We start from the raw sequence: 20,984 nt of genomic DNA, 5'->3' as shown, positions 1-20,984 counted from the left end.
CGACAACTGAGCCTCATGGTTCCCTCACTCCGCTCGGTCACGGCGTCACCTTCAGCGACGCGGCGCCGAGCGATTCCACGACGGCGCGGACGTGGGCGCCGGGTTTCAGGGGTACGGCGGCCGTCGCCGCGCCGGCGAGCAGGACCGAGCCGTCGGTCAGCTCGACGCCATCGGCGGCGGCGAGCCGGACCGCCTCGGCCAGGGCCCGGCGCGGGTCGCCGAGGATGGCGGCCGTCGATCCGATCTGGACGGTGCGGCCGTCGACCTCCAGCAGCACCCCGAGGTTGTCGATCCCGGCCGGGACGGGCTGCCAGGCGCCGACCACGAAACCACTCGCCGACGTGTTGTCGGCGATCACCTCGGGCAGGGTGAAGCGGAAGTCGACGTACCGGGAGTCGATGACCTCGATCGCCGGTGCGACCGCCGCGATGGTGCCGCCCCCGATCAGGAAGGCGACCTCCGGTTCGGCTTTCGGGTGGATGTGGTCGGCGAGGCTGATCGTGCCGCCGTCGGCGATGGCCATGGCGTCGGTGAGCCGGCCCCAGATGACCTCGTCAACGCCCATCTGCGCCATCTTGGCCCGGCTGGTCAGCCCCAGCTTCAACCCGACGAGACGTTCGCCGCGGGCCGTCCGGTGGGCGACCACGGCCTCCTGAATCCGGTACGCGGTGGGCACGTCCAGCCCGGCGTCGGCCCCGAACTGCGGGGTCACGGTACGGCTGGTCGCCGCCTGGTCGAGTCGTTCGGCGATGGTGGCGAGGTCGGTCACGGCTTGCCCTCCCCGCCGCCGACCAGGTCGAGGGCGACGTCGACGATCATGTCCTCCTGGCCACCGACCATGCGACGGCGGCCGAGCTCGACCAGGATCGAGCGCACGTCGACCCCGTACCGGTCCGACGCCCGCTCCGCATGCCGCAGGAAACTCGAATACACCCCGGCATAGCCCAGCGTCAGGGTTTCCCGGTCGACGCGTACCGGCCGGTCCTGCAACGGCCGGACCAGGTCCTCGGCAGCATCCATCAACGCGAACACGTCACAACCATGCTCCCAACCGTGCAACTCCGCGACCGCGACGAACACCTCCAGCGGCGCGTTCCCGGCCCCGGCACCGTGCCCGGCCAGGGACGCGTCGACGCGGGTGGTGCCGTGCTCGACCGCGACGACACTGTTCGCCACCCCCAACGACAGGTTGTGGTGGGCGTGGATCCCGACCTGCGTACCCGGGTCGAGGACCTGCCGATACGCGTCCACCCGCTCCGCGACGTCACGCATCAGCAGCCGACCACCCGAATCCGTGACATACACACAGTGCGCCCCGTACGACTCCATCAGCTTCGCCTGCTGCGCGAGACCCTTCGGGTCGTTCATGTGCGACATCATCAGGAACCCGGACACGTCCATACCGTTCTCACGCGCCCACCCGATGTGCTGCGCGGAGATGTCCGCCTCCGTGCAGTGCGTCGCGATCCGCACACTGGTCACCCCGAGATCGCGGGCGGCCTTCAAATCGGCGATCGTGCCGATCCCGGGCAGCAGCAACGTCGTCAGCTTCGCGTTCGTCACCGCCTCGGCGGCAGCGGCGATCCAGTCCGCGTCCGACGCCGCACCATGCCCGTAGTTGACGCTGGAGCCGGCCAGACCGTCACCGTGCGCGACCTCGATCGCCGCCACACCAGCACTGTCGAGGGCGGCCGCGATCGACCGGACCTGGTCCACGGTGAACTGATGCCGCACCGCGTGCATCCCGTCCCGCAACGTCACATCCTGGATATACAGGTTCACGCCGCCACTCCCCGCTCGGCCCGCAACGCCACCATCCGCTCCGCCGTCCGCAACGCCGCCGACGTCATGATGTCCAGATTCCCGGCATACGCCGGCAGATAGTGCCCGGCCCCGGACACCTCCAGGAACACCGACACCTGCACCCCCTCGAAATGCCCGCCCAACGCCGGAACGTGAGCGGACACGTCGTCGAACTGCACCGTCTGCTTCAACCGGTAACCCGGCACATACTCGGCGACCGTGGCGACCATCGCCTCCACCGACGCGGCGATTGCATCCCGGTCCACGTCCCGGTCCGGGCACAGGCAGTAGACGGTGTCCCGCATCAGCAGCGGCGGATCAGCCGGATTCAGCACGATGACCGCCTTGCCCGCCCGGGCACCACCAACGACCTCGATCGCCCGCGCCGTCGTCTCGGTGAACTCGTCGATATTCGCCCGCGTCCCCGGCCCCGCCGACCTCGACGCGATCGACGCCACGATCTCCGCATACGCCACCGGCGTGACCCGACCGACCGCGGCGACGATCGGAACGGTCGCCTGACCACCACACGTCACCATGTTCACGTTCGGCTCGCCCAGATGCTCATCCAAATTCACCGGCGGCACCACATACGGCCCGACCGCCGCCGGCGTCAGATCCACCACCAGCCGACCGCGCTCCCGCAACAACTCCGCGTGCCGCTTGTGCGCACCCGCCGACGTCGCGTCGAAGACGACCTGCACGTCCGCGAACTCCGGCATCCCGAGCAGCCCGTCGATACCCTCAGCCGTCGTCGCGACACCAAGCCGGCGAGCCCGCGCGAGACCGTCGGAGTCCGGGTCGATACCGACCATCGCCACCATCCGCAACGACTCCGACAACCGCAACACCTTGATCATCAGATCGGTACCGATGTTCCCCGACCCGATCACCGCCACACCCGTGGTCACGCTTCCTCCCTCATCCCGAAGCACACCCGGACCGAGCCCAGGCCAGAGATCCGCGCCTCATACGCCGCCCCAGGCGTGACCGACACCATCGGCCCCAACGCCCCGGACAACACCACATCCCCGGCTGCGAGCGGGCTACCCGCGACGGCGAGCGTCTGCGCCAACCAGGCAACCGCGTGCACCGGGTTACCGAGGCAGGCGGCGCCCGCGCCGACCGAGACCGGCTCGCCAGCATGTTCGAGAACCATCCCGGCCAGCCGCAGATCGACGTCCGACAGGCGCCGGGGTTGGTTACCGAGCACGAACAGACCCGATGACGCGTTGTCCGCGACCGTGTCCACGATCGAGATGTCCCAACCCGCGATCCGCGAATCCACGATCTCGACCGCGGGAAGAATGTGATCCGTCGCCCGAACAACGTCGGCGACCGTCACCCGCTCGAACGGCAGGTCAGCGCCGAGGACGAAGGCGACCTCCGCCTCCACCCGAGGCTGAATCAACCCGCCGAGGTCGACCTCGGCGCCGTCCGGGACCGCCATGTCAGCGAACAACACCCCGAAGTCGGGCTGGTAGACCCCGAACGCCTGCTGCACCACCGGCGACGTCAACCCGATCTTCGCCCCGACCCGACGCCGACCAGCCGCCAGCCACTCGCCGACCTGCGCCTGCTGGACCGCATACGCCGCATCGACATCGCCGACCGGCAACAGGTCGCCACGCAACGGCGGAACCGGCGTCCCACTCTCATACGCCGACCGGAGCAGTCCGGCCACCCGCGCGACATCAGTCATGACAGATCCACACAGACATTCGTCAGCTCCGAGTAGAAGTCCAGGGAATGGGTGCCGCCCTCACGCCCGACACCAGACGCCTTCACCCCACCAAACGGCGTCCGCAGATCCCGCAGGAACCACGTGTTCACCCACACGATCCCCGCCTCCAAACGCGCCCCCGCCCGATGCGCCCGACCCACATCCCGCGTCCACACCGTCCCGGCAAGCCCGTACTCACTGTCATTGGCCAGAGCGAACGCCTCGTCCTCATCATCGAACGGCGCGACGTGGCATACGGGTCCGAACACCTCCTCACGGTTCACCCGCGCATCCGGGCCAAGCCCGGTCAACACCGTCGGCTGCACATACGCGCCACCATCACGCCCGTCACCGAACTCGGGAACCCCACCACCAGCCAGGACCGTCGCGCCCTCGGCACGGGCCAGGTCGTAATAACCGAGGACCTTCTCCCGATGCTTGTGCGAGATCAACGGCATGTTCACCGTCGCCTCGTCAGCCGGCCAGCCGAACGTCAACTCATCCGCCCGCTTCGCCACCCGCGACACGAACTCGTCAAACACCGGTCGCTCAACATAGAGCCGTTCGGTGCACAGACACACCTGACCACCGTTGGTGAACGACGACCGCACCGACCCCTCGACCGCCGCATCCAGATCGGCGTCGGCGAAGACGAGGCCGGCGTTCTTGCCGCCCAACTCGAACGACACCGCCTTCACCCCATCAGCAGCCGCCCGCATGATCGCCCCACCAGTCGCCGACTCACCCGTGAACGTGATCGCGTCCACCCCCGGATGCCGGGTCAAAAACTCCCCCGCCGACCCCGGGCCAAACCCATGCACCACATTGAAAACACCGTCAGGAACCCCGGCGGCGGCCATCACCTCGGCCAACAACGTCGCCGACGACGGCGTCTCCTCCGACGGCTTCACAATCACCGCATTCCCACACGCCAGAGCCGGCGCCACCTTCCACGTCAACAACAGCAACGGCAGATTCCACGGCACGATCACCGCCACAACCCCGACCGGCTTACGCACCGCATAGTTCAGGGCCCGACCACCGGACGGGGTGACGGTCGTAAACGACTCCGTCGGCGTGGTGGAAACGATCTCCGCAAAGGCGCGGAAGTTCGCCGCACCACGAGGAATGTCCAGACTCCGCGCCTGCGAAATCGACTTACCCGTGTCCCCGACCTCCGCCGCCACCAGATCATCGAACCGACGCTCCAACTCGTCGGCGACCCGGTACAACACCGCCGCCCGCTCCCGCTCACCCATCCGACCCCACGCACCAGCCAACGCCGACCGCGCCGCACCCACCGCAGCATCCACCGTGGACTGATCTGCCTCGGCCACGTACCGGATGGTTTCCCCGGTGACCGGGGAGACCTTGGCGAAGTGGGTGCCGGAGGTGTCGAACTCGCCGCCGACATAGTTCGGCAGCACGGTCGGCTCGCCGTCCGGCCGGCCGGTGAGCAGGGTCGGGGACCAGAGCCCGGTCATGTGCGTACCTCTCGGTCAGTCGGTGGTGGGTGCGGTGCCGGCGTCGGCGTCGGCGACCAGGGCGACGACGGCCGCGTCAACGGTGGCCTCACCGGTCACCGCGGCGGCGGCCTCGTCGGTGACGACGAGCACGGTGGTGCCGATGCCGACGTTCAGCGGGTCGACGGCCACCAGGTCGGGGCCGTCCGGCCGGACCCGGACCAGGACGAGTCGCCGGCCCTGGAGCGGGGACAGGATGCGGTCCGCCCAGACCTTGCCGACGACCTCGCCGAGCAGCATCAGCCTTCTCCGCGCAGGCCGGCCATGACCTCGCGGATCCGGGCGGTCTCCGGGTTGTCGAGCAGTGCCGCGGTGGTCGGGTGCGGCTTCGGGTAGACCTGGGAGCTGCGCAGTTCGCCGTGGGCACGGATGGCGGCCTCACCGGCGGCGACGGCCTGGCGTACGGCGGCGAGGGTGCCGCGTACGGCGACGGCGAGGTAGCCGCTGGTGACCCGTTCGACGCCGACGCACCGTACGTCGGCGGTTTTGATCATGGCTTCGATGCCCGCCGAGAGGGCCACCACGCCGCGGGTCTCGACGATTCCGATCGCGATGTCGGACGACATGTCTGGTTCTCCTTACCGGGTCAGTTGCCGACGAGTTGGGGGTCGGCCGCCAGGGCGCTGACGGCGTCGCAGGGGCTGGCGAAGACGATCGAACGCACCGAGCGGCTCTTGGCCCGGGCGGTCTCCTCGCCGATGTCGACGGCCTCCTCGACGGTGGCGAGGTCGCCGCGTACGGCGACCGCGACGATGCCGCCACCGAGCCGGACGACCTTGGTCACCTCGACCTCGGTGGCCTTCACCATCGCGTCGACGGCGTCGAAGATGGGGGTGAAGCCTTCGGCTTCGAGGAAGCCCACGGCCATGTTGCGCATGGTTTCTCCTTACTGGTGGTCGGGCAGGTTCCAGGACAGGACGGCGGCGCCGGTGCCCCAGATCGGGCCGTACGCGTGCAGGTGGGCCGGGCCGGCGGTCGCCCCGGCGCCGGCGGCGAAGGCCAGGGCGCGGAACTGGCTGTCGGCCTGTGCCTGCCGGGCGAAGTCCTCGCGTACGGCGAGCACCTCGTCGACCTTGCCGGCGGTGAGCAGGTCGAGGATCCGGGTGTTCCACTGGTCGTGGCCGGGTTCGCCGATGCGGTCCTGGCCGGGCTCGATCCACTGCTGGATCAGGCCGGACGACATCCCGGTGACGACGACGAGGGCGGCGCGCAGGTCGGCGTCGCGGGCGGCGGCGGCGCCGGCCCGGCCGACGTCGGCGAGGGTGTCGGCGTCGGCGTAGAGGTTGCAGGAGACCTGTGCCCAGCGCAGTTTGCGGTCCGGGTCGAGCAGTGCGGAGGTGACGATGGTGCCGGTGTCGATCGGGAAGCCGTCGTAGCGGGTCCGGCGGGCCTGCACTCCGCCGGCCTGGACCCGGTCGGCCCAGCGTTCGGTGAAGTCGACGTCGAAGCGCAGGTCGTAGTCGAGCAGGCCGTAGTCGTAGGCGTACCAGTTCTCGTCGACGTGTTCGCCGCGCGGGTTGGGGTCGCACTGGAACTGGTGGCCGAGGACGGTGAACCACTGGGTCGACAGCAGCAGTACGACGTCGGGTTCGAGGCGGCGCAGCCGGGTGCCGACGTCGCGGGCCGCGTCGGCCAGTGCCGACCAGCTCGGTGCCGGTTCTCCGGCGAGCAGGTGCGGCATGCCGGGCAGCAGTGCCCCGGCGACGATTCCGGTCCGGTCAGCCATGGTGGCTCCCCTCGGGCAGCCACTCCACCACGGCGTTGCCGGTGCCGATGATCGTGCCGTAGCCGAGCACGTCGCCGGCGACCTTGGGCCAGCCCATCGCGGCGAGCATCCAGGTGAGGCTGCCGGCCTTGGTTTCGGAGGCGGTCGCCTCGATGTGTTCGGGGATGAGTTCGCGCAGCGGCGCGGTGGGTCCGCGCCGGACCGCTTCGAGCAGTTTCATGTCCCACCGGTACTGGTGGTTGTTGTACGGGTGTTCCCGTTCCATGTCCTCGGGCAGTTCGGGTTCCTCGTGCCAGTGCAGGTGTGACAGCGAGTTGGAGGCGAGCAGTACGGCGCGGCGGCCGGTGGCCTCGACGGCGCGGCGGGTGGCCTCGCCGAGGACCTCCATCTCCTCCAGGGAGGCGTCGGAGTAGAAGTACGGGTTGTTGTTGGCCGACAGCGACACCACCGGGATGTCCCAGGCCGGGTTGGCCAGGTGCAGGGCGCCGATGGTGGCGTAGTCGACGCGTACCCGGGGGTCGCGCATCTTGCGGGTGACCAGGCCGAGTCCGCTGGCCTCGTCGGCGATCGCCTCGCCGAGTTCGACGTCGGTGCGGAAGTCGTACCGGTAGCGGAACAGGTGCGGGAAGATCGGTTCGACGGAGAGGCCGCGCGGGTTCGGTACGCAGTTGACGTGGTGGCCGACCATCGTGATCCAGTGCGGGGCGTGGACGATGAGCACGTCCGGCTTGTGCACGTCGCGGATGCGGGCGCGCAGCCGCTCGTACGCCCAGCGCAGCGTCTCCCAGCCGCCGGTGGAGCGGGGTTCGTTCTGCGGCGGGTTCTCGGCGTAGATCAGGTGTGGCGGGTGCGGGCTGAGGCAGCCGGCGACGATGCCGGGCCGGGTCGACGTCGGGGTCGCGGTCGGTTGCGGGCCGCGTGGCGCGGTGGTGGCGCCGCCGCGGGCCGGCGCCAGCGGGACCCGGAAGACCTTGCTCATGCCCCTCCTCCCCCGGCGAGCACCCGCACGTAGGAGCGGTCGTGCGGGGCGGTGCCGAGAATCTGCAGCCCGTCGTCGTCGAGGGCGAGTTCGTCCGCGGCCAGGGCCGCGTCGTGCCGGATCCAGGCCCGCAGCGGGGCCGGGTGTCCACCGTGGACCTCGACGAGGGTGTCCTCGGCGAGGCCGCTGCCGGGGGCGACGTACGCCAGTCGCCGCTGGCCGCGTTGGCCGGTGTAGGCCGGGCTGGTGGTGACGGTGGCGCGTAGCCAGCGCCGTTCGTCGCGCAGCCGCTGCCGGGTGGCGGCGGTGGCGGCCGGGTCGACCTGTCCGGCCGGGTCGAGTTCGACGCCGTAGCGGTCCCGGGCTTCGCCGGCGGTCAGGTATTCCTGGGCCACGTCCTCGGCGACGTCTTCGGGTGCCCGGTCCAGCGGGTCGCCCCAGCCGCCGCCGCCGGCGGACTCCATCACCAGTACGTCTCCGGCGCGCATCGGGAAGCCGGCGACCTTGCCGGGGGTGGCGAAGTCGACGCGGTCGCCGTCCGGCCGCCGGATGTGGGTGACGGTGGGTGCGCCGGGGCCGCCGTGCTTCAGCCCGTACGGCGGGACGGTGGTCCGGTCGGTCTGCACCGAGTACGCGCCGCCGCTGGCGAGCAGCCGGGTCTCCCGGCGGCTGCCGAGCCCGCCGCGGCGTACGCCGTCGCCGCAGGATCCGACGCGCAGCTCGCACGCCTCGACAAGGATGGGGATCTCGGTCTCCAGCCGTTCGACGGACTGGATGGTGGAGATGTCGCCGAGGTCGACGGGGTTCATCGCGCTGGGGCCGTCGGATTCGAGGAATCCGCCGTTGCCGCCGGCCGGGTAGTCGTAGTAGAGGTATGGCCGTCCGGTGTGCTCGTCGACGCCGCCGATGAGGTTCTGGAAGGTGGTGCCGAACTGGTCGGCGGCGATGAGGTCGGGCGCCACCTGGCTGAGGGCGGCCATGACGGCGGAGATGACCCGCTTGCGGACCTCGCTGTGCGCGTTGGCCGGGGCGGGATAGCTGACGTGTACGACGGTGCCGGGTTCGGTGTGCACCCGCAGCGGCCGGAAGGCGCCGTGGTTGACCAGGCCGCCGGGGTCGAGGGCCGACTTGACGGCGATGAAGACGCCGGCGACGGTCATCGCCCGCGACGAGTTGACGACGGCGGCGACCTGGGTCGACGAGCCGCGGAAGTCGGCTTCGATCTCGTCGCCGTCGACGGTGAGCCGGCAGCGGACGATGGCGGCGTCGTAGCGGCCGTCGGTGTAGAGGTCGAGGTAGTCCTCGTAGCGGTAGGTGCCGTCGGGCAGGGCCCGGATCATGTCGCGAAGCCGCTGCTCGGTGCGGTCCATGTTGGCGGCGACGGATTCGAGGACGAGGCCGGTGCCGTGCCGGGCGACGAGTTCGCGCAGCCGACGTTCGGCGGTGTGGCAGGCGGCGATGCTGGATTCGAGGTCGCCGCGGCGTTCCTCGGCCATCCGGACGTTGGCGAAGACGATGTCGAACGCGGCGCGGTTGGGCCGGCCCTCCTCGATCAGTTTGATCGGCGGGATCCGCAGGCCCTCCTGGAGGATCTCGGTGGCCTGGCCGGAGACGCTACCCGGGGTCATCCCGCCGATGTCGGCCCAGTGCATGCGTACGCAGGGGAAGAGGAAGAGCTTCCCGTCGACGAAGACCGGGCTGATCAGGGTGACGTCGTTGAGGTGGCTGCCGCCCCGGTAGGGGTCGTTGACGATGTAGAGGTCGCCGGGGCGCATCTCGTCGGCGAAGTCGGCGAAGATCTCGGCGACCGAGGCCGGCATGGCGATGACGTGGCCGGGCATGTCCCGGCCCTGGGCGACCATCTGCCCCTGCGGGTCGAACAGCGCGCAGGAGAAGTCCTGGGCGTCGGCGATCACCGGGGAGTGCGCCGTACGGAAGATCGTCTGTCGCATCTCCCGGACGATCGAGATGAGACCTTCGGTGACGACTTCCAGGTCGATCGGGTTCACAGTCATGCGGATGCCTCACTGGTTTCCGGCTCGATCCCGGCGGTGGGAGAACGGACCATCCGGGTGGCCCCATCTGAGTGGGACAATTCTTCAGGTGGACCATATTGTGGTCCTAGGGTTATATTATGAAACCTAGCAACCGAGAGTTGAGGAAGCAAGATGCCGTACGCCACTGACGCCACCCCGGACGACGGGCCGGCCCCCCGCGAATCCGGCACGCAGGCGCTGGACCGCGCGCTCAGCGTGCTGCTCGCCTTCCGCGGCAACGACACCGAACGCAAGGTCAGCGACGTCAGCCGCGAGCTCGGCCTACACAAGTCGACCGCCAGCCGGCTGTTCCGGGCGCTGGCCGACGCCGGCTTCCTCCAGCGCAACGAGGAGAACGGGAACTACCGCCTCGGGGTCACCGTCTTCGAACTCGGCGCGCGCTACCTCGCCGGCCTCGACCTGCACACCCTCGCCCGCCCGCTGGTGCACCAACTGGCCGAGGAGGAGGGCGAGAGCGTCAACCTGTCGGTCCTGGAGGGCCTCGACGCGATCTCGATCCACGTCGTCCAGGGCACCCGCAACCTGCAGCTCGTCTCCCGGCTCGGCCGGCGCATCCCGCTGTGGTGCAGCGCGGCCGGCAAGGCCCTGCTGATCGACCAGGACGACGCCGCGCTGCGAGCCACGCTGGCCACCGCGCCGTTCACGGCGCTGACCGGCAACACCATCACCGACCTCGACACCTTCGTGTCCCGGATGGCGACCGTCCGGCAGCAGGGCTGGGCGCTCAACGACCAGGAGAGCGAGGAGGGACTGCGGGTCGTGGCGGCGCCGGTCCGCGACCGCCACGGCCGGGTCACCGCCGCGATCAGCGTCTCCGGCCCGATCTTCCGGGTCGACGGCGACCGGATGGCGGAACTCGCCGCCGCCGCGTGCCGGACCGCCGACGAACTGTCCCGCCAGCTCGGCTACGGCTTCGGCGAGGTCTGGGGCGACTGAGCCGGTCAAAACTTCTCCTGCACCACGTCGGGGCGCACCTTCACGTGCAGCACCGCCGGGCCGGTCAGCGGCAGCACCGCGTCGAACGCCGCCCGCGCGCCCGCCTCGTCGGTGACCGTCCACGCCGGCAACCCGAGTGCGCGGGCCACGGCGGCGAAATCCCGGTCCGGAAACCGGGCCAGGTCCGGGTCCACCCCGCGCGGGGCGAGCTTGCGTACCTCCGCGCCGTACGCGGCGTCGTCGAGGACCACCAGCAGCACCGGGGCACCGACCCGGGCCAGGGTGTCGAGTTCGCCGAGTCCGGTGAGCAGGCTGCCGTCGCCCTCGAAGGCGACCACCGGCCGGTCGGGGCGGCCCACGGCGGCACCGACCGCGAACGGCAGCCCGACGCCGATGCTGCCGAACTCCCACGGCGCGACGAACGACCGGTCGGTGGCGGCCGAGTCGAGCAGCAGGTTGGGCCAGCCGCCGAAGTGGCCGACACCGACGACGGTGGTCCGCTCCCGTGGCAGCCGTTCGGCGCAGATCCGGATGAACGCCCGCGGGTCGATCCGGTCCACCGTGGACCGGATGTAGAGGTCCGCGAACGGGTCGGCCGTGGCCAGTTCGGCGGCCAGTTCCGGGCTGCGCCAGTGCGGCCGTTCGGTCGCCGGCAGCAGCGCCGACACCGCCCGCGCCGTCTCCCCCGCGTCGCCGACCACCCCGGCGGCCACCGACCACCGGGCGCCGATCGCGGCCGCGTCGACGTCCACGCTGACCACCGTCGCGTTCGAAAAGAGGCTGCCGTGGTCGGCGGTCCACCGGTTGAGGCCGGCTCCGAACGTGACCACCAGGTCCGCGCCGGCCAGCACCCGCCGGGTCGGCGGCCGGGACAGCCCGCCGGCCACCCCGAGGTCGTACGGGTGGCCGGTGAACAGGCCGGCGGCCATCAGCGTGGTGGTGAGCAGCGCGCCGCTGCGGTCGGCGAGTTCCCTGATCGCGTCGGCGGCCGGTTCGGCGCCCCGGCCGGCGAGCAGCACCGGGCGGTCGGCCGTACGCAGCCGCCGCGCGAGCGCTTCGATGTCGGCGGAATCCGGCACGAGCGGTCGTGGCGGGCGGGGCAGCACCGGCGGTGCCGCCGCCGTGCCGGCCGGCACGGACTCTTCCTGCAGGTCGATCGGGGCGTTCAGGACGACCGGGCCGGGCAGTTCGCGGGCCGCCCGGAACGCCAGCCCCACGTCGCGTACGGCGGTTCCGGCGCCGGTGACCGGCACGAACCGGCCCGCCGTGGCCAGCGCGTACGGCTGCTGGTCGAAGCTCTGTACGTGCAGCGGGTCGCCGGGCGGGGTGTCGCCGGCGATCAGCACCAGCGGGGTGCGGGCCTGCCGGGCGATCGTCAACGCGGCCCCGGCGACGGCGAGTCCCGGCCCCTGGGTGACGGTGGCGACCGCGCACCGGCCGGTGGTGCGGGCGTACCCGTCGGCCATCATCACCGCGGCGTTCTCGTTGCGGGCCGCCACGAACCGTACGCCGTGCCGGTCGACCAGGTCGGCGACCAGGAACATGTTGGCGTCGCCGAGCAGGCCGAAGACGGTGTCGACGCCGTGCGCGACGACGGCGTCGGCGATCGCCTCGAAGACCTTCACCGGGCACCGCGGTCGAGGTAGTCGCCGAGCGGGCGCAGCGCGACGCTCAGCGCGCCGAGATACGAGTCGTTGGCGACCGCGTCGAACCGGGGGCCGGCCAGCCGGGCGGCCCGCTTGGTCATCGAGCGGCCGACGGCCGAGGTGGCGAGCAGCCGGTCGGTGATGCCGGTGACGGCGGCCGGCAGCCCGTCGGCGTCGACCACCCGGGTGACCAGGCGCAGGGCGAGCATGTCGGCGGGTTCGACCCGCTCGCCGAGCAGCAGCCAGCGCTTGGCCAGGTCGGCGCCGACCAGGTCGGCGAGGATCGCCATGCCGCTCCAGGTCAGCGGGATGCCGAAGGTCACCTCGGGGAAGGTGAAGAACGCGCTGTCGGCGGCCACCCGCAGGTCGCTGGCGAGCCCGAGTACGGCCCCGGAGCCGATCGCCGGCCCGTTGAAGGCGGCGACCGTGGTCTGCTCCAGCCGGTACCAGCGTTCGACGAGTTCGGCGGTGCGCCGCTGGACGTACATGGTGGTCTCGGCGTCGAGGCCGGCCAGCTCGCGCAGGTCGGTGCCGGCGCAGAACGCCGTACCCTCGCCGGTGAGCACCACCACCTCGATGTCGCGGTCCCGGCCGAGTTCGTGGAGCACGTCCTCGAATCGGGCGAGCATCGCCAGGTCGAAGCTGTTGCGTCTGGCCGGCCGGTTCAGGGTCACCCGGGCCAGCCGGCCGGAGCGGTGCAGCAGCACGGACTGTTCAGCGGTCACGGCGACTCCGAGTTCAGTAGGGCGCGGTCGACCAGCGCGGCGGCGTGGCCGACGTACGACAGCGGATCGAGCAGCCCGGCGAGTTCGGTGCCGGGCAGGGCGGCGGCCACCTGCGGGTCGGCGCGCAGCACGTCGGCGAACGGCCGGTTCTGCTCCAGGCTGTCGCGGACGATCCGCATCACCAGGTGGTGGGCCTGCTCGCGGCCGAGCGGGCCGGCGAGGCGGAGCATGACCGCCTCGGAGAGCACCAGCCCGCCGGTGATGTCCAAATTGGACCGCATCCGGTCCGGGTTGACGCCGAGGTCGCCGAAGACCTCGACCAGCCGTTCCAGGGCACCACCGATGAGGATGAAGCACTCCGGCAGCAGCTTCCACAGCGTCATGCCGACGCCCATGTCGCGGTCGTCCTGGGCGACCATGGTCTGCAACGCCAGCGGCACCTGGGCGCGCAGCGTGCCGGCGGCGGCGATGACCGCCTCGCACCGGATCGGGTTGCGCTTGTGCGGCATGGTGCTGCTGCCGACCTGGGTGGCCCGCTGCGGCTCGTACGCCTCGCCGACCTCGGTACGGCCGAGGAAGTAGATCTCCCGGGCCAGCTTCTCGGCGCTGGCGGCGACCAGGCCGAGCACCATCAGGCACTCGGCGAACCGGTCCGAGGTGGCGTGCCACGGGGTGTCGGCGACGCCGAGGTCGAGTTCGGCGGCGACGGCGCGTTCGAGCGCGAACGCCTGCGGGCCGTAGCCGGCCATCGTGCCGGCGGCCCCGCCCATGCTGGTCACCAGCAGCCGTTCGCGCATCTGGGCCAGCCGGGCCCGGTGCCGTTGCAGCTCGCTCTGCCACACCGCGCAGCGCAGCCCGAACGTGGTCGGCAGCGCCTGCTGGCCGTGGGTACGGGCCGGCATCGGGGTGGTGCGGTGCCGCAGCGCGAGCCGGCGCAGGATGCGTACGAGCTCGTCGACCTGACGCGTGACAATGTCCAGGCCGGCCCGGGCGCGCAGCACGAAGCCGGTGTCCATGACGTCCTGGGTGGTCGCGCCGAGGTGGACGTAGCGGCCGGCATCGCCGGGGCAGGCGGCGGTCAGTGCCCGGACCAGCGGCACCAGCGGGTGCACGGTGTCGGCGGCGTCGGCGGCCAGGACGGCGGTGTCGAGCCGGTCCAGCCGGGCGGAGTCGGTGATGGCCTGGGCGGCGGCCGACGGGATGATGCCGAGGCTGGCCTGGGCGCGGGCCAGGGCCGCCTCGACGTCGAGCCAGGACTGCATGAGCTGGCGGTCGTTGAAGACGCCGCGCATCTCGGCGTTGCCGAAGAAGCTGGTGACGGTCAGCGAGTCCAGGAAACAGGAGCCGAGCTGCATCAGCGGTCCTCCTCGGCGGTGAGCAGGCCGAGCGCGGCACGGCGGTCGACCTTGCCGGACGGCAGCAGCGGCAGGCCGGGCACCGTACGGATCAGCGTCGGCACCTTGTGCCGGGCCAGCCGGGCGGCGGCGACCCCGGCGAGCCGGTCGGGGTCCGGTTCGGTGCCGGTCGCGGCGACGACGAGCGCGCCGACCTCCTCGCCCCAGCGCTGGGACGGCACGCCGAGCACGCAGACCTGGGCGACGGCCGGGTCGTCGAGCAGTGCCGCCTCCACCTCGGCCGGGCTGACGTTCTCGCCACCCCGGATGATCAGTTCCTTGACCCGGCCGGTGAGGGTGAAGATCCGGTCGGCGTCGAGCGCGCCGAGGTCGCCGGTACGCAGCCAGCCGTCGGCGGTGATCGCCGCCCGGGTGGCTTCCGGGTCGTCGACGTAGCCGGCGGTCACCGACTCGCCGCGGACGAGCAGTTCGCCGGGCTCGCCGGCGGGCAGTTCGGTCCGGGTGCCGGGGGCGACGACGACGGCGGACAGGGCCGGCACGATCCGGCCGACGGTGCCGCCGGGCAGGCCGCAGCTTCCGTCGCCGGGGTCGACGCTGATCGTCGGGCCGGCCTCGGTCTGTCCGTAGATCACCGCGATCCGGTCCAGGCCGAGGACCCGGCGGGTGCGGGTGATCAGCGCCGGGGCGCACGGGGCGCCGCCGAGGAAGCCGACCCGCAGTGCCGACAGGTCGAACCGGTCCGGGTCGGCCTCCACCTTGTCGGCGAGCATCGTCGCCATCGTCGGTACGGCCTGCAGCACGGTGCACCGGTGTCGGGCGATCTGTGCCAGCACCGGTTCGGACCGGAACCGGCGGGCCGACACCCACAGCGCCCCGGTGACCAGGGCGAGTACGGCACCGCTGCCGAGGCCGGCGGCGTGGGCCAGCGGCAGCGGCGAGGCGATCCGGTCGTCGGCGCCGAGCCGGGCGGCGGCGGCCGTCCACTCCGCGTTGGTGATCAGGTTGCGGGCGCTGAGCGAGACCATCTTCGCCGGGCCGGTGGAGCCCGAGGTGAACTGGATGTTCAGCGCGGTGTCCGGGTGCCCGGCCGGGGCCGGGGCCGGGTCGGTCCAGCCGGGCAGTCCGGCCAGGTCGTCGCCGTACGCGTGCCAGCCGTCGGGGCGGGCGTCGGCCGGCAGCCCGGCGACGGCCTGCGCGGCGGTGGCCCGGCCGTCGCGGTCGCGGACCCGCTCGGCGACGAAGAGCCGGCGCGGGCGGCTACGGGCCAGGGCCGCGGTCATTTCCGGGGTGGTCAGGCCGGGGTGCAGGGTCACCAGGGCAGCGCCCCGCCACGCCGCGGCGGCGAGCAGGACCAGCCAGCCGAGGCCGTTCTCGGCCCACACCGCGATCCGGTCGCCGCGGCCGACGCCGAGGGCGGCGAGCGCCGCCGCGCCCCGGCCGGCCAGGTCGGCGAACTCACCGGCCGACACCGGCCGGTCTTCGTCGAACACGTACAGCGGCCGCTCCGGGTGCCGGCCGGCACGGTCCAGGACGGTGGCGTCGAGGGCGGGTGGGGTCACGGTCACTCCCGGACGAGCAGCAGGTTCCCGTGGTCGTCGACGGTGGCGGTCCAGCCGGCGCCGACGACGGTGGTGCTGCCGTTCTCCCGTACGACGGCCGGGCCGGGCACGGCACGGCCGGGGGCCAGTTCGGTACGCCGCCAGACGGTGGCGTCGACCCAGCCGGCCGCGCCGTAGATCCGGGTCCGGTCCGGCTCCGGCGAACCGCCGGCCGGGGCGGTGAACCGTACGGCGGGTCGGGGGCCGAAGGCGGTCAGCCGGCAGTTGACGATCTCGGCCGGGTGTCCGGAGCGGGCGTACGCGTACCGCTCGGCGTAGGCGGCGTGGAACGCGGCCACCAGGTCCTCGGCGGTCGCCGGCAGGTCGGCGACGGGTACGGCGAGGTCGAAGCTCTGGCCCCGGAACCGCATCCCGACCGACAGGCCGAACGTGACCTGGTCGGGTTCGACGCCGTCCTCGGCCTTGAGTTGGGCGCGGGCCACGTCGCGCAGTTCGGCGACGACGGCGCGTACGGCGGACAGCCCGGTCTCGTCGGCCGGCACCAGCACGGTGCGGACGTAGTCGTGCCGGGCCTGGGCGGTGACGAAGCCGAGCGCGGAGAAGTTGCCGGGGACCGGTGGGACCAGCACCCGGCGGATGCCGAGTTCGTCGGCGAGGGCGGTGGCGTGCATCGGGCCGGCGCCGCCGAACGGCATCAGCACGAAGTCGCGGGGGTCGTGGCCGCAGGCGACCGAGATCTCCTTGATCGCGCTGGTCATCTTGATCGTGGCGATCTTGAGGATGCCGTGGGCGAGTTCCAGGTCGTCCAGGCCGAACTCGGTGGCGAGCCGGCTGACGGCGGCGCGGGCGGCGTCGACGTCGAGGCGTACCTCGCCGCCGAGGCTTTCCTGCGGGTCGAGGTGGCCGACGACGACGTGCGCGTCGGTGGTGGTCGGCTCGGTGCCGCCGCGGCCGTACGCGGCCGGGCCGGGGGTCGAGCCGGCGCTGCGCGGCCCGATCCGCAGTTCGCCGCCGAGGTCGCGCCAGGCGATCGAGCCGCCGCCGGCGCCGATCGTGTTGATCTCGACCTGGAAGGTGCGGTTCGGGTATCCGGCGATCTTCCCGTCGTTGGTCATCAACGGGGCGCCGTTCTTGATCAGGCAGACGTCGGTGCTGGTGCCGCCGATGTCGCAGGTGATCACGTTCGGGTAGCCGGCCAGGCCGGCGACGTGCACGCTGGCCGCGACCCCGCCGGCCGGACCGGAGAGCGCCAGGTTGATCGGCAACCGGCCGGCCTCGTCGGTGGAGACGACCCCGCCGCTGCTCGTCATGATCGACAGCGGGTGGGCGTAGCCGCCCTCGGCGAGCGCCGTACCGAGTCCGCGCAGGTAGTCGGCGACCGTCGACCGGACGCTCGCGTTGAGCACGGTGGTCGCGAACCGCTCGTACTCGCCCTGCTCCGGCACCACGTCCGAGGAGATCGTGCAGACCAGCCCCGGGAAGCGCTCGGCGAGCCGGGACGCGGCCGCCCGCTCGTGCGCCGGGTTGCGGTAGGAGTGCAGCAGGCACACCGCGACGGCTTTCGGGCCGGCGGCGGCCACCCGGTCCAGCACGGCGTCCAGGTCGGCGGTGTCCAGCGGCCGGACCACGCTGCCGTCGGCGCCGATCCGCTCCCGCAGCACGTGCCGCAGCCGGCGCGGGGCCAGCGGCGGGCGGGCCGACTCCTTGACGCTGTAGAGCTGCGGCCGGTGTCCCAGACCCATCTCCAGCACGTCGCGGAAGCCCTCGGTGGCCACCACGCTGACCGGCTCGCCGGAACCCTCCAGCAGCGCGTTGGTGACCCGGGTGGTGCCGTGGACGAAGCGGTCGACCTCGTCGAGGCGTACGCCGAGCTTGGCCAGCCCCTCGAAGATGGCCGCGGCCGGGTCGTCCGGCGTGGACAGGGTCTTGGCCTCGGCGAGCCGGGCGGTGGCCGGCTCGTACACGATGACGTCGGTGAAGGTGCCACCGATGTCGACGCCGATGCACAGCATGGCGAGCCTTTCGATAGTGGTGGGCGCGGTCCGGCGACGGGCCGGCTGGAAGGTGACGCCGTCGCCGGCCGGCTAGAAGTTGACGCCGTAGCGGCGCAGGGTCTTGCTGGTGACGACCCGCAGGATCCAGTCGAAGAGGTAGCCGAGCAGGCCGAGGGCGATGATCCCGACGAAGACCCACTCGGTCTTGGCGTAGTTGCGGGCGGTCCAGATCAGCGACCCGAGGCCGCTCTGCGCCGCCACGATCTCGGCCGAGACGATCGTCAGGAACGAGTTGCCCATGGCCAGCCGGGCGCCGGTGACCACGTGCGGCACGGTCGACGGCAACACCACCGAGATCAGGGTGCGGGCCGGGTTCGCGCCGAGCGCGCGGGCCGCCCGCAGCCGCAGGTCGTCGACGGACAGGACCCCGGCCAGGGTGTTGAGCGCGACGATGAAGACGGTGGTGTAGAAGATCAGTGCGACCTTCGACGCCTCGCCCGGGCCGAGCCAGATGATCGCCAGCGTGACGAAGGCGATCGGCGGCACGAACCGGAAGAACTGGATGTACGGGTCGAGCATCAGCCGCAGCCACGGCACGCAGCCCATCAGCAGCCCGACCGGTACGCCGATCACGACGCCGAGTGCCCAGCCGGTCAGGATGCGGGTCGACGAGGCGCTGACCGAACTCCACAGGGTGCCGTCTTGGACCAGGTCGACCGCGCCCTGCCAGGTGAGCAGCGGCGAGGGCAGGAAGAAGGCGGTGTAGTTGCGGCTGACCAGGTCCCAGATGGCGATGCCGAGCAGCACCGACAGGACCGACAGCCCGACCCGGGTCAGCCGGGGCCGGCTCTTGCCCCGGCGGGTCGGACCGGGGGCGGTCGGGCGGACCTTCTCCGGGGCGGTGGGTGCTTCCACGCTCATCGCAATGCCTTCCTGTCCCGACCGTTCGCCCCGTCGGCCGCCCGGCCGTCGTGCCCGTCGTCGAGGCCCTGGGCGCGCAGCGTCCGGGCCACCTCGGCGCCGATGTCCTCACGCAGTTGGCGGAAGAGCGCGGCGCTCGCCGGGTCGGTCAGGTCACGGGGCCGGGGCAGGTCGCACGGGTAGACGTTCTTGATCGCCGCCGACGGGCCGGCGGTCATCGTGACGATGCGGTCGCCGAGCAGGATCGCCTCGCCGATGTCGTGCGTGACGAACACGATCGTGGCCCCGGTCTCCCGCCAGATCCGGTCGAGTTCGACCTGCATCACCAGCCGGGTCTGCGCGTCGAGCGCGCCGAACGGCTCGTCCATCAGCACCACCGACGGCTCGTTGGCCAGCACCCGGGCCAGCTGCGCCCGCTGGCGCATGCCGCCGGAGAGCTGTCCGGGGAACCGGTCGGCGCTGTGGCTGAGCCCGACCATGGCCAGGTAGCGGTCGACGTCGGTGGCCCGCTGGGCCTTGCCGACGCCGCGCATCCGGGGGCCGAACTCGACGTTCTGCCGTACGGTCAGCCAGGGGAACAGGGCCTCGGCGCTCTGGAAGACCACGCCGCGCGACACGTCGGGTCCGGTGACCCGCGCCCCCGCGCAGGTCACCTCCCCGCCGACCGGCTTGACGAAGCCGGCGATCGCGTTGAGCAGCGTCGACTTGCCGCACCCGCTCGGGCCCAGAAGGCAGACGAACTCCCCGGCGGCGATGTCCAGGTTCGCCTGCTGGACCGCCACGAAGTCGCCGAACCTGATGTCGACGTCGCGTACGGACACCGGGGAGCCGGAGCCGGTCACGCCACTCCCCTGACCATGACGGTCGCCGCGTCGGCCTTCTGGTTGACGATCCCGCTGTCCTGCTGGAACTGGGCGATCTCGGTGTAGCGCTGGATGTCCTCGTCGGTGAAGTCGCGGACCTGGCACTGCACGCCCTCCAGGAGGGTCTGCGCCTCGGCCGCCGGCACCTTGATCGCGGTCTCGGTCACCGTGCCGGCCTTGGCCGGGTCGGCGGTGAGCTGCTCGCACGCCTGGCCGATGGTGTCGACGACCTTCTTGGCCGTCTCCTTGTTGGCCTCGTACCAGGCGCCGTCGACGCCGATCACCAGGTTGTAGACGTAGCCGATCTCGCCGCTGGTCAGCAGCACCTGGCCGCCGTTGGCGACGCCGCGCGACGGCCACGGCTCCCACATGATGTAGCCGTCGACGTCGCCGCGCTGAAGCAGCGCCGGCATCTCGGCGGGCGAGGCGTTGACGAACTCGACGGAGTCCCGGCTGATGCCGCGGCTGTCGAGCACCTTGTTGGTGGCGTACTCATTCACGGTGCCCGGCACGACGCCGTACTTCTTGATGCCGGCGACGTCGGTGATGCCGGAGCGGGCGACGAGCTTGATGAAGCTCGGCGACTGGGAGAAGACCGCGAGGCCCTTGATGTCGCCCCGGGTGGCCCGGTTGAGCAGGCTGGACTCGGTGCTGGCGGTGATCTGGCCCTGCTTGGCCAGGATCGCGTCGAGCCCGCCGGTGCCCTCCTGGTACTGGGTCACGGTCACGTCGAGGCCGGCCTGGTCGAAGAGGTTCTCCTGGTCGGCCAGGTAGATCGGCGAGTACGCCGGGTCGACGCCGACGCCGAAGTTGACGGCGGCGGTGGTGCCGCCGTCGCCGCCGGACTCCCCGGGCGACTGGTTCTCGGAACACGCCGCGACGGCGACGGTCATCAGCAGGGCTGCGGCCGCGGCCCGCAAAGCTCGCATTCTCATGGCTACCCCAGACTTGCGCGGCTCATATTGTGGTCTTGGTTGCTTAATATGGGACGCTACTGCGATGCGGGTAACGGGTCAAGACCACAACGGCTCCACCTCCAGACACAGAGAGTAGGCAGACTTCAGCAAACCTCCCCATCCCGCCGGCGGTACGTCGAGGAGGTAACAACCATGAAGTACCTGAACAAGCCACTTGGCGCGGGAGATCCGGATTCGGATCCCACTTCCGTGTCGAA

Annotated in this window: 20 protein-coding genes; 1 reads left to right on the top strand and 19 read right to left on the bottom strand. The window is 71.7% G+C overall.

The window, feature by feature from the left end; genetic code table 11:
* Window positions 1-37: 37 nt before the first annotated feature.
* The 11 genes from QCD66_RS06275 to QCD66_RS06225 are packed head-to-tail and all read right to left on the bottom strand — an operon-like array spanning window position 38 to window position 9,769.
* Window positions 38-769 (bottom strand): 2-keto-4-pentenoate hydratase, encoded by a 732-nt coding sequence (locus QCD66_RS06275; RefSeq protein ID WP_375734027.1) that lies wholly within the window; start codon window positions 767-769, stop codon window positions 38-40.
* Complete coding sequence (dmpG, locus tag QCD66_RS06270) at window positions 766-1,782, bottom strand: 4-hydroxy-2-oxovalerate aldolase (RefSeq protein WP_364206082.1); 1,017 nt, start codon at window positions 1,780-1,782, stop codon at window positions 766-768. The genes QCD66_RS06275 and dmpG overlap by 4 nt, the downstream gene beginning before the upstream one ends.
* A complete protein-coding gene (locus QCD66_RS06265) occupies window positions 1,779-2,714 on the bottom strand; it encodes an acetaldehyde dehydrogenase (acetylating) (protein ID WP_375736737.1) in 936 nt (311 codons plus the stop codon). Before QCD66_RS06265 ends, dmpG begins: the two co-directional genes overlap by 4 nt.
* Window positions 2,711-3,505: a 2-keto-4-pentenoate hydratase gene (locus QCD66_RS06260; protein WP_375736738.1), complete on the bottom strand. Its 795-nt coding sequence runs from the start codon at window positions 3,503-3,505 to the stop codon at window positions 2,711-2,713. Before QCD66_RS06260 ends, QCD66_RS06265 begins: the two co-directional genes overlap by 4 nt.
* Complete coding sequence (locus QCD66_RS06255; protein WP_375736739.1) at window positions 3,502-5,010, bottom strand: 2-hydroxymuconic semialdehyde dehydrogenase; 1,509 nt, start codon at window positions 5,008-5,010, stop codon at window positions 3,502-3,504. Before QCD66_RS06255 ends, QCD66_RS06260 begins: the two co-directional genes overlap by 4 nt.
* Window positions 5,011-5,025: 15 nt before the next feature.
* Window positions 5,026-5,289, bottom strand: a complete 264-nt coding sequence (locus QCD66_RS06250; RefSeq protein WP_375736740.1) for a EutN/CcmL family microcompartment protein — start codon at window positions 5,287-5,289, stop codon at window positions 5,026-5,028.
* Window positions 5,289-5,615 (bottom strand): BMC domain-containing protein, encoded by a 327-nt coding sequence (locus tag QCD66_RS06245; protein WP_357542021.1) that lies wholly within the window; start codon window positions 5,613-5,615, stop codon window positions 5,289-5,291. Before QCD66_RS06245 ends, QCD66_RS06250 begins: the two co-directional genes overlap by 1 nt.
* A 20-nt stretch (window positions 5,616-5,635) precedes the next feature.
* Complete coding sequence (locus QCD66_RS06240) at window positions 5,636-5,926, bottom strand: BMC domain-containing protein (RefSeq protein WP_357542019.1); 291 nt, start codon at window positions 5,924-5,926, stop codon at window positions 5,636-5,638.
* Window positions 5,927-5,935: 9 nt separating this feature from the next.
* Window positions 5,936-6,775 (bottom strand): 2-amino-5-chlorophenol 1,6-dioxygenase subunit alpha, encoded by an 840-nt coding sequence (locus tag QCD66_RS06235; protein WP_375736741.1) that lies wholly within the window; start codon window positions 6,773-6,775, stop codon window positions 5,936-5,938.
* Window positions 6,768-7,754: a tRNA U-34 5-methylaminomethyl-2-thiouridine biosynthesis protein gene (locus QCD66_RS06230; RefSeq protein ID WP_375736742.1), complete on the bottom strand. Its 987-nt coding sequence runs from the start codon at window positions 7,752-7,754 to the stop codon at window positions 6,768-6,770. Before QCD66_RS06230 ends, QCD66_RS06235 begins: the two co-directional genes overlap by 8 nt.
* Window positions 7,751-9,769 carry a hydantoinase B/oxoprolinase family protein gene (locus QCD66_RS06225; RefSeq protein WP_375736743.1) on the bottom strand — a complete coding sequence of 673 codons (2,019 nt, stop codon included), beginning with the start codon at window positions 9,767-9,769 and terminating at the stop codon, window positions 7,751-7,753. Before QCD66_RS06225 ends, QCD66_RS06230 begins: the two co-directional genes overlap by 4 nt.
* Window positions 9,770-9,922: 153 nt before the next feature.
* Here QCD66_RS06225 and QCD66_RS06220 point away from each other — a divergent pair, with 153 nt between their 5' ends.
* Window positions 9,923-10,747: an IclR family transcriptional regulator gene (locus QCD66_RS06220; protein ID WP_375736744.1), complete on the top strand. Its 825-nt coding sequence runs from the start codon at window positions 9,923-9,925 to the stop codon at window positions 10,745-10,747.
* Between the two features lie 5 nt (window positions 10,748-10,752).
* Here the strand turns inward: QCD66_RS06220 and QCD66_RS06215 are convergent, their stop codons facing one another.
* From QCD66_RS06215 to QCD66_RS06180, 8 genes are all read right to left on the bottom strand, one after another.
* Entirely contained in the window at window positions 10,753-12,372 is a 1,620-nt protein-coding gene (locus tag QCD66_RS06215; protein ID WP_375736745.1) for a thiamine pyrophosphate-binding protein, read from the bottom strand.
* Entirely contained in the window at window positions 12,369-13,118 is a 750-nt protein-coding gene (locus QCD66_RS06210) for an enoyl-CoA hydratase/isomerase family protein (RefSeq protein ID WP_407567036.1), read from the bottom strand. The genes QCD66_RS06215 and QCD66_RS06210 overlap by 4 nt, the downstream gene beginning before the upstream one ends.
* Window positions 13,115-14,473, bottom strand: coding sequence for an adenylosuccinate lyase (gene purB / locus QCD66_RS06205; protein WP_375736747.1), 1,359 nt, complete (start codon window positions 14,471-14,473; stop codon window positions 13,115-13,117). The genes QCD66_RS06210 and purB overlap by 4 nt, the downstream gene beginning before the upstream one ends.
* A complete protein-coding gene (locus QCD66_RS06200; RefSeq protein ID WP_407567035.1) occupies window positions 14,473-16,032 on the bottom strand; it encodes a class I adenylate-forming enzyme family protein in 1,560 nt (519 codons plus the stop codon). Before QCD66_RS06200 ends, purB begins: the two co-directional genes overlap by 1 nt.
* Window positions 16,033-16,034: 2 nt before the next feature.
* The gene (locus QCD66_RS06195; RefSeq protein ID WP_375733004.1) at window positions 16,035-18,044 is read right to left on the bottom strand and encodes a hydantoinase/oxoprolinase family protein; all 2,010 of its coding nucleotides are present in this window, start codon (window positions 18,042-18,044) and stop codon (window positions 16,035-16,037) included.
* A 72-nt stretch (window positions 18,045-18,116) separates the two neighbouring features.
* Window positions 18,117-18,947, bottom strand: coding sequence for an ABC transporter permease (locus QCD66_RS06190; RefSeq protein ID WP_375733005.1), 831 nt, complete (start codon window positions 18,945-18,947; stop codon window positions 18,117-18,119).
* Window positions 18,944-19,789: an ABC transporter ATP-binding protein gene (locus tag QCD66_RS06185; protein WP_364218106.1), complete on the bottom strand. Its 846-nt coding sequence runs from the start codon at window positions 19,787-19,789 to the stop codon at window positions 18,944-18,946. Before QCD66_RS06185 ends, QCD66_RS06190 begins: the two co-directional genes overlap by 4 nt.
* A complete protein-coding gene (locus QCD66_RS06180) occupies window positions 19,786-20,745 on the bottom strand; it encodes an ABC transporter substrate-binding protein (RefSeq protein WP_375733006.1) in 960 nt (319 codons plus the stop codon). The genes QCD66_RS06185 and QCD66_RS06180 overlap by 4 nt, the downstream gene beginning before the upstream one ends.
* Between the last annotated feature and the right edge of the window lie 239 nt (window positions 20,746-20,984).

It is taken from the genome of Polymorphospora sp. A560 (genome assembly GCF_045781765.1).
Taxonomy (GTDB): domain Bacteria; phylum Actinomycetota; class Actinomycetes; order Mycobacteriales; family Micromonosporaceae; genus Polymorphospora; species Polymorphospora lycopeni.
Note: the sequence above shows the minus strand (reverse complement) of the source record. Positions and strands in the feature narration are given on the sequence as shown.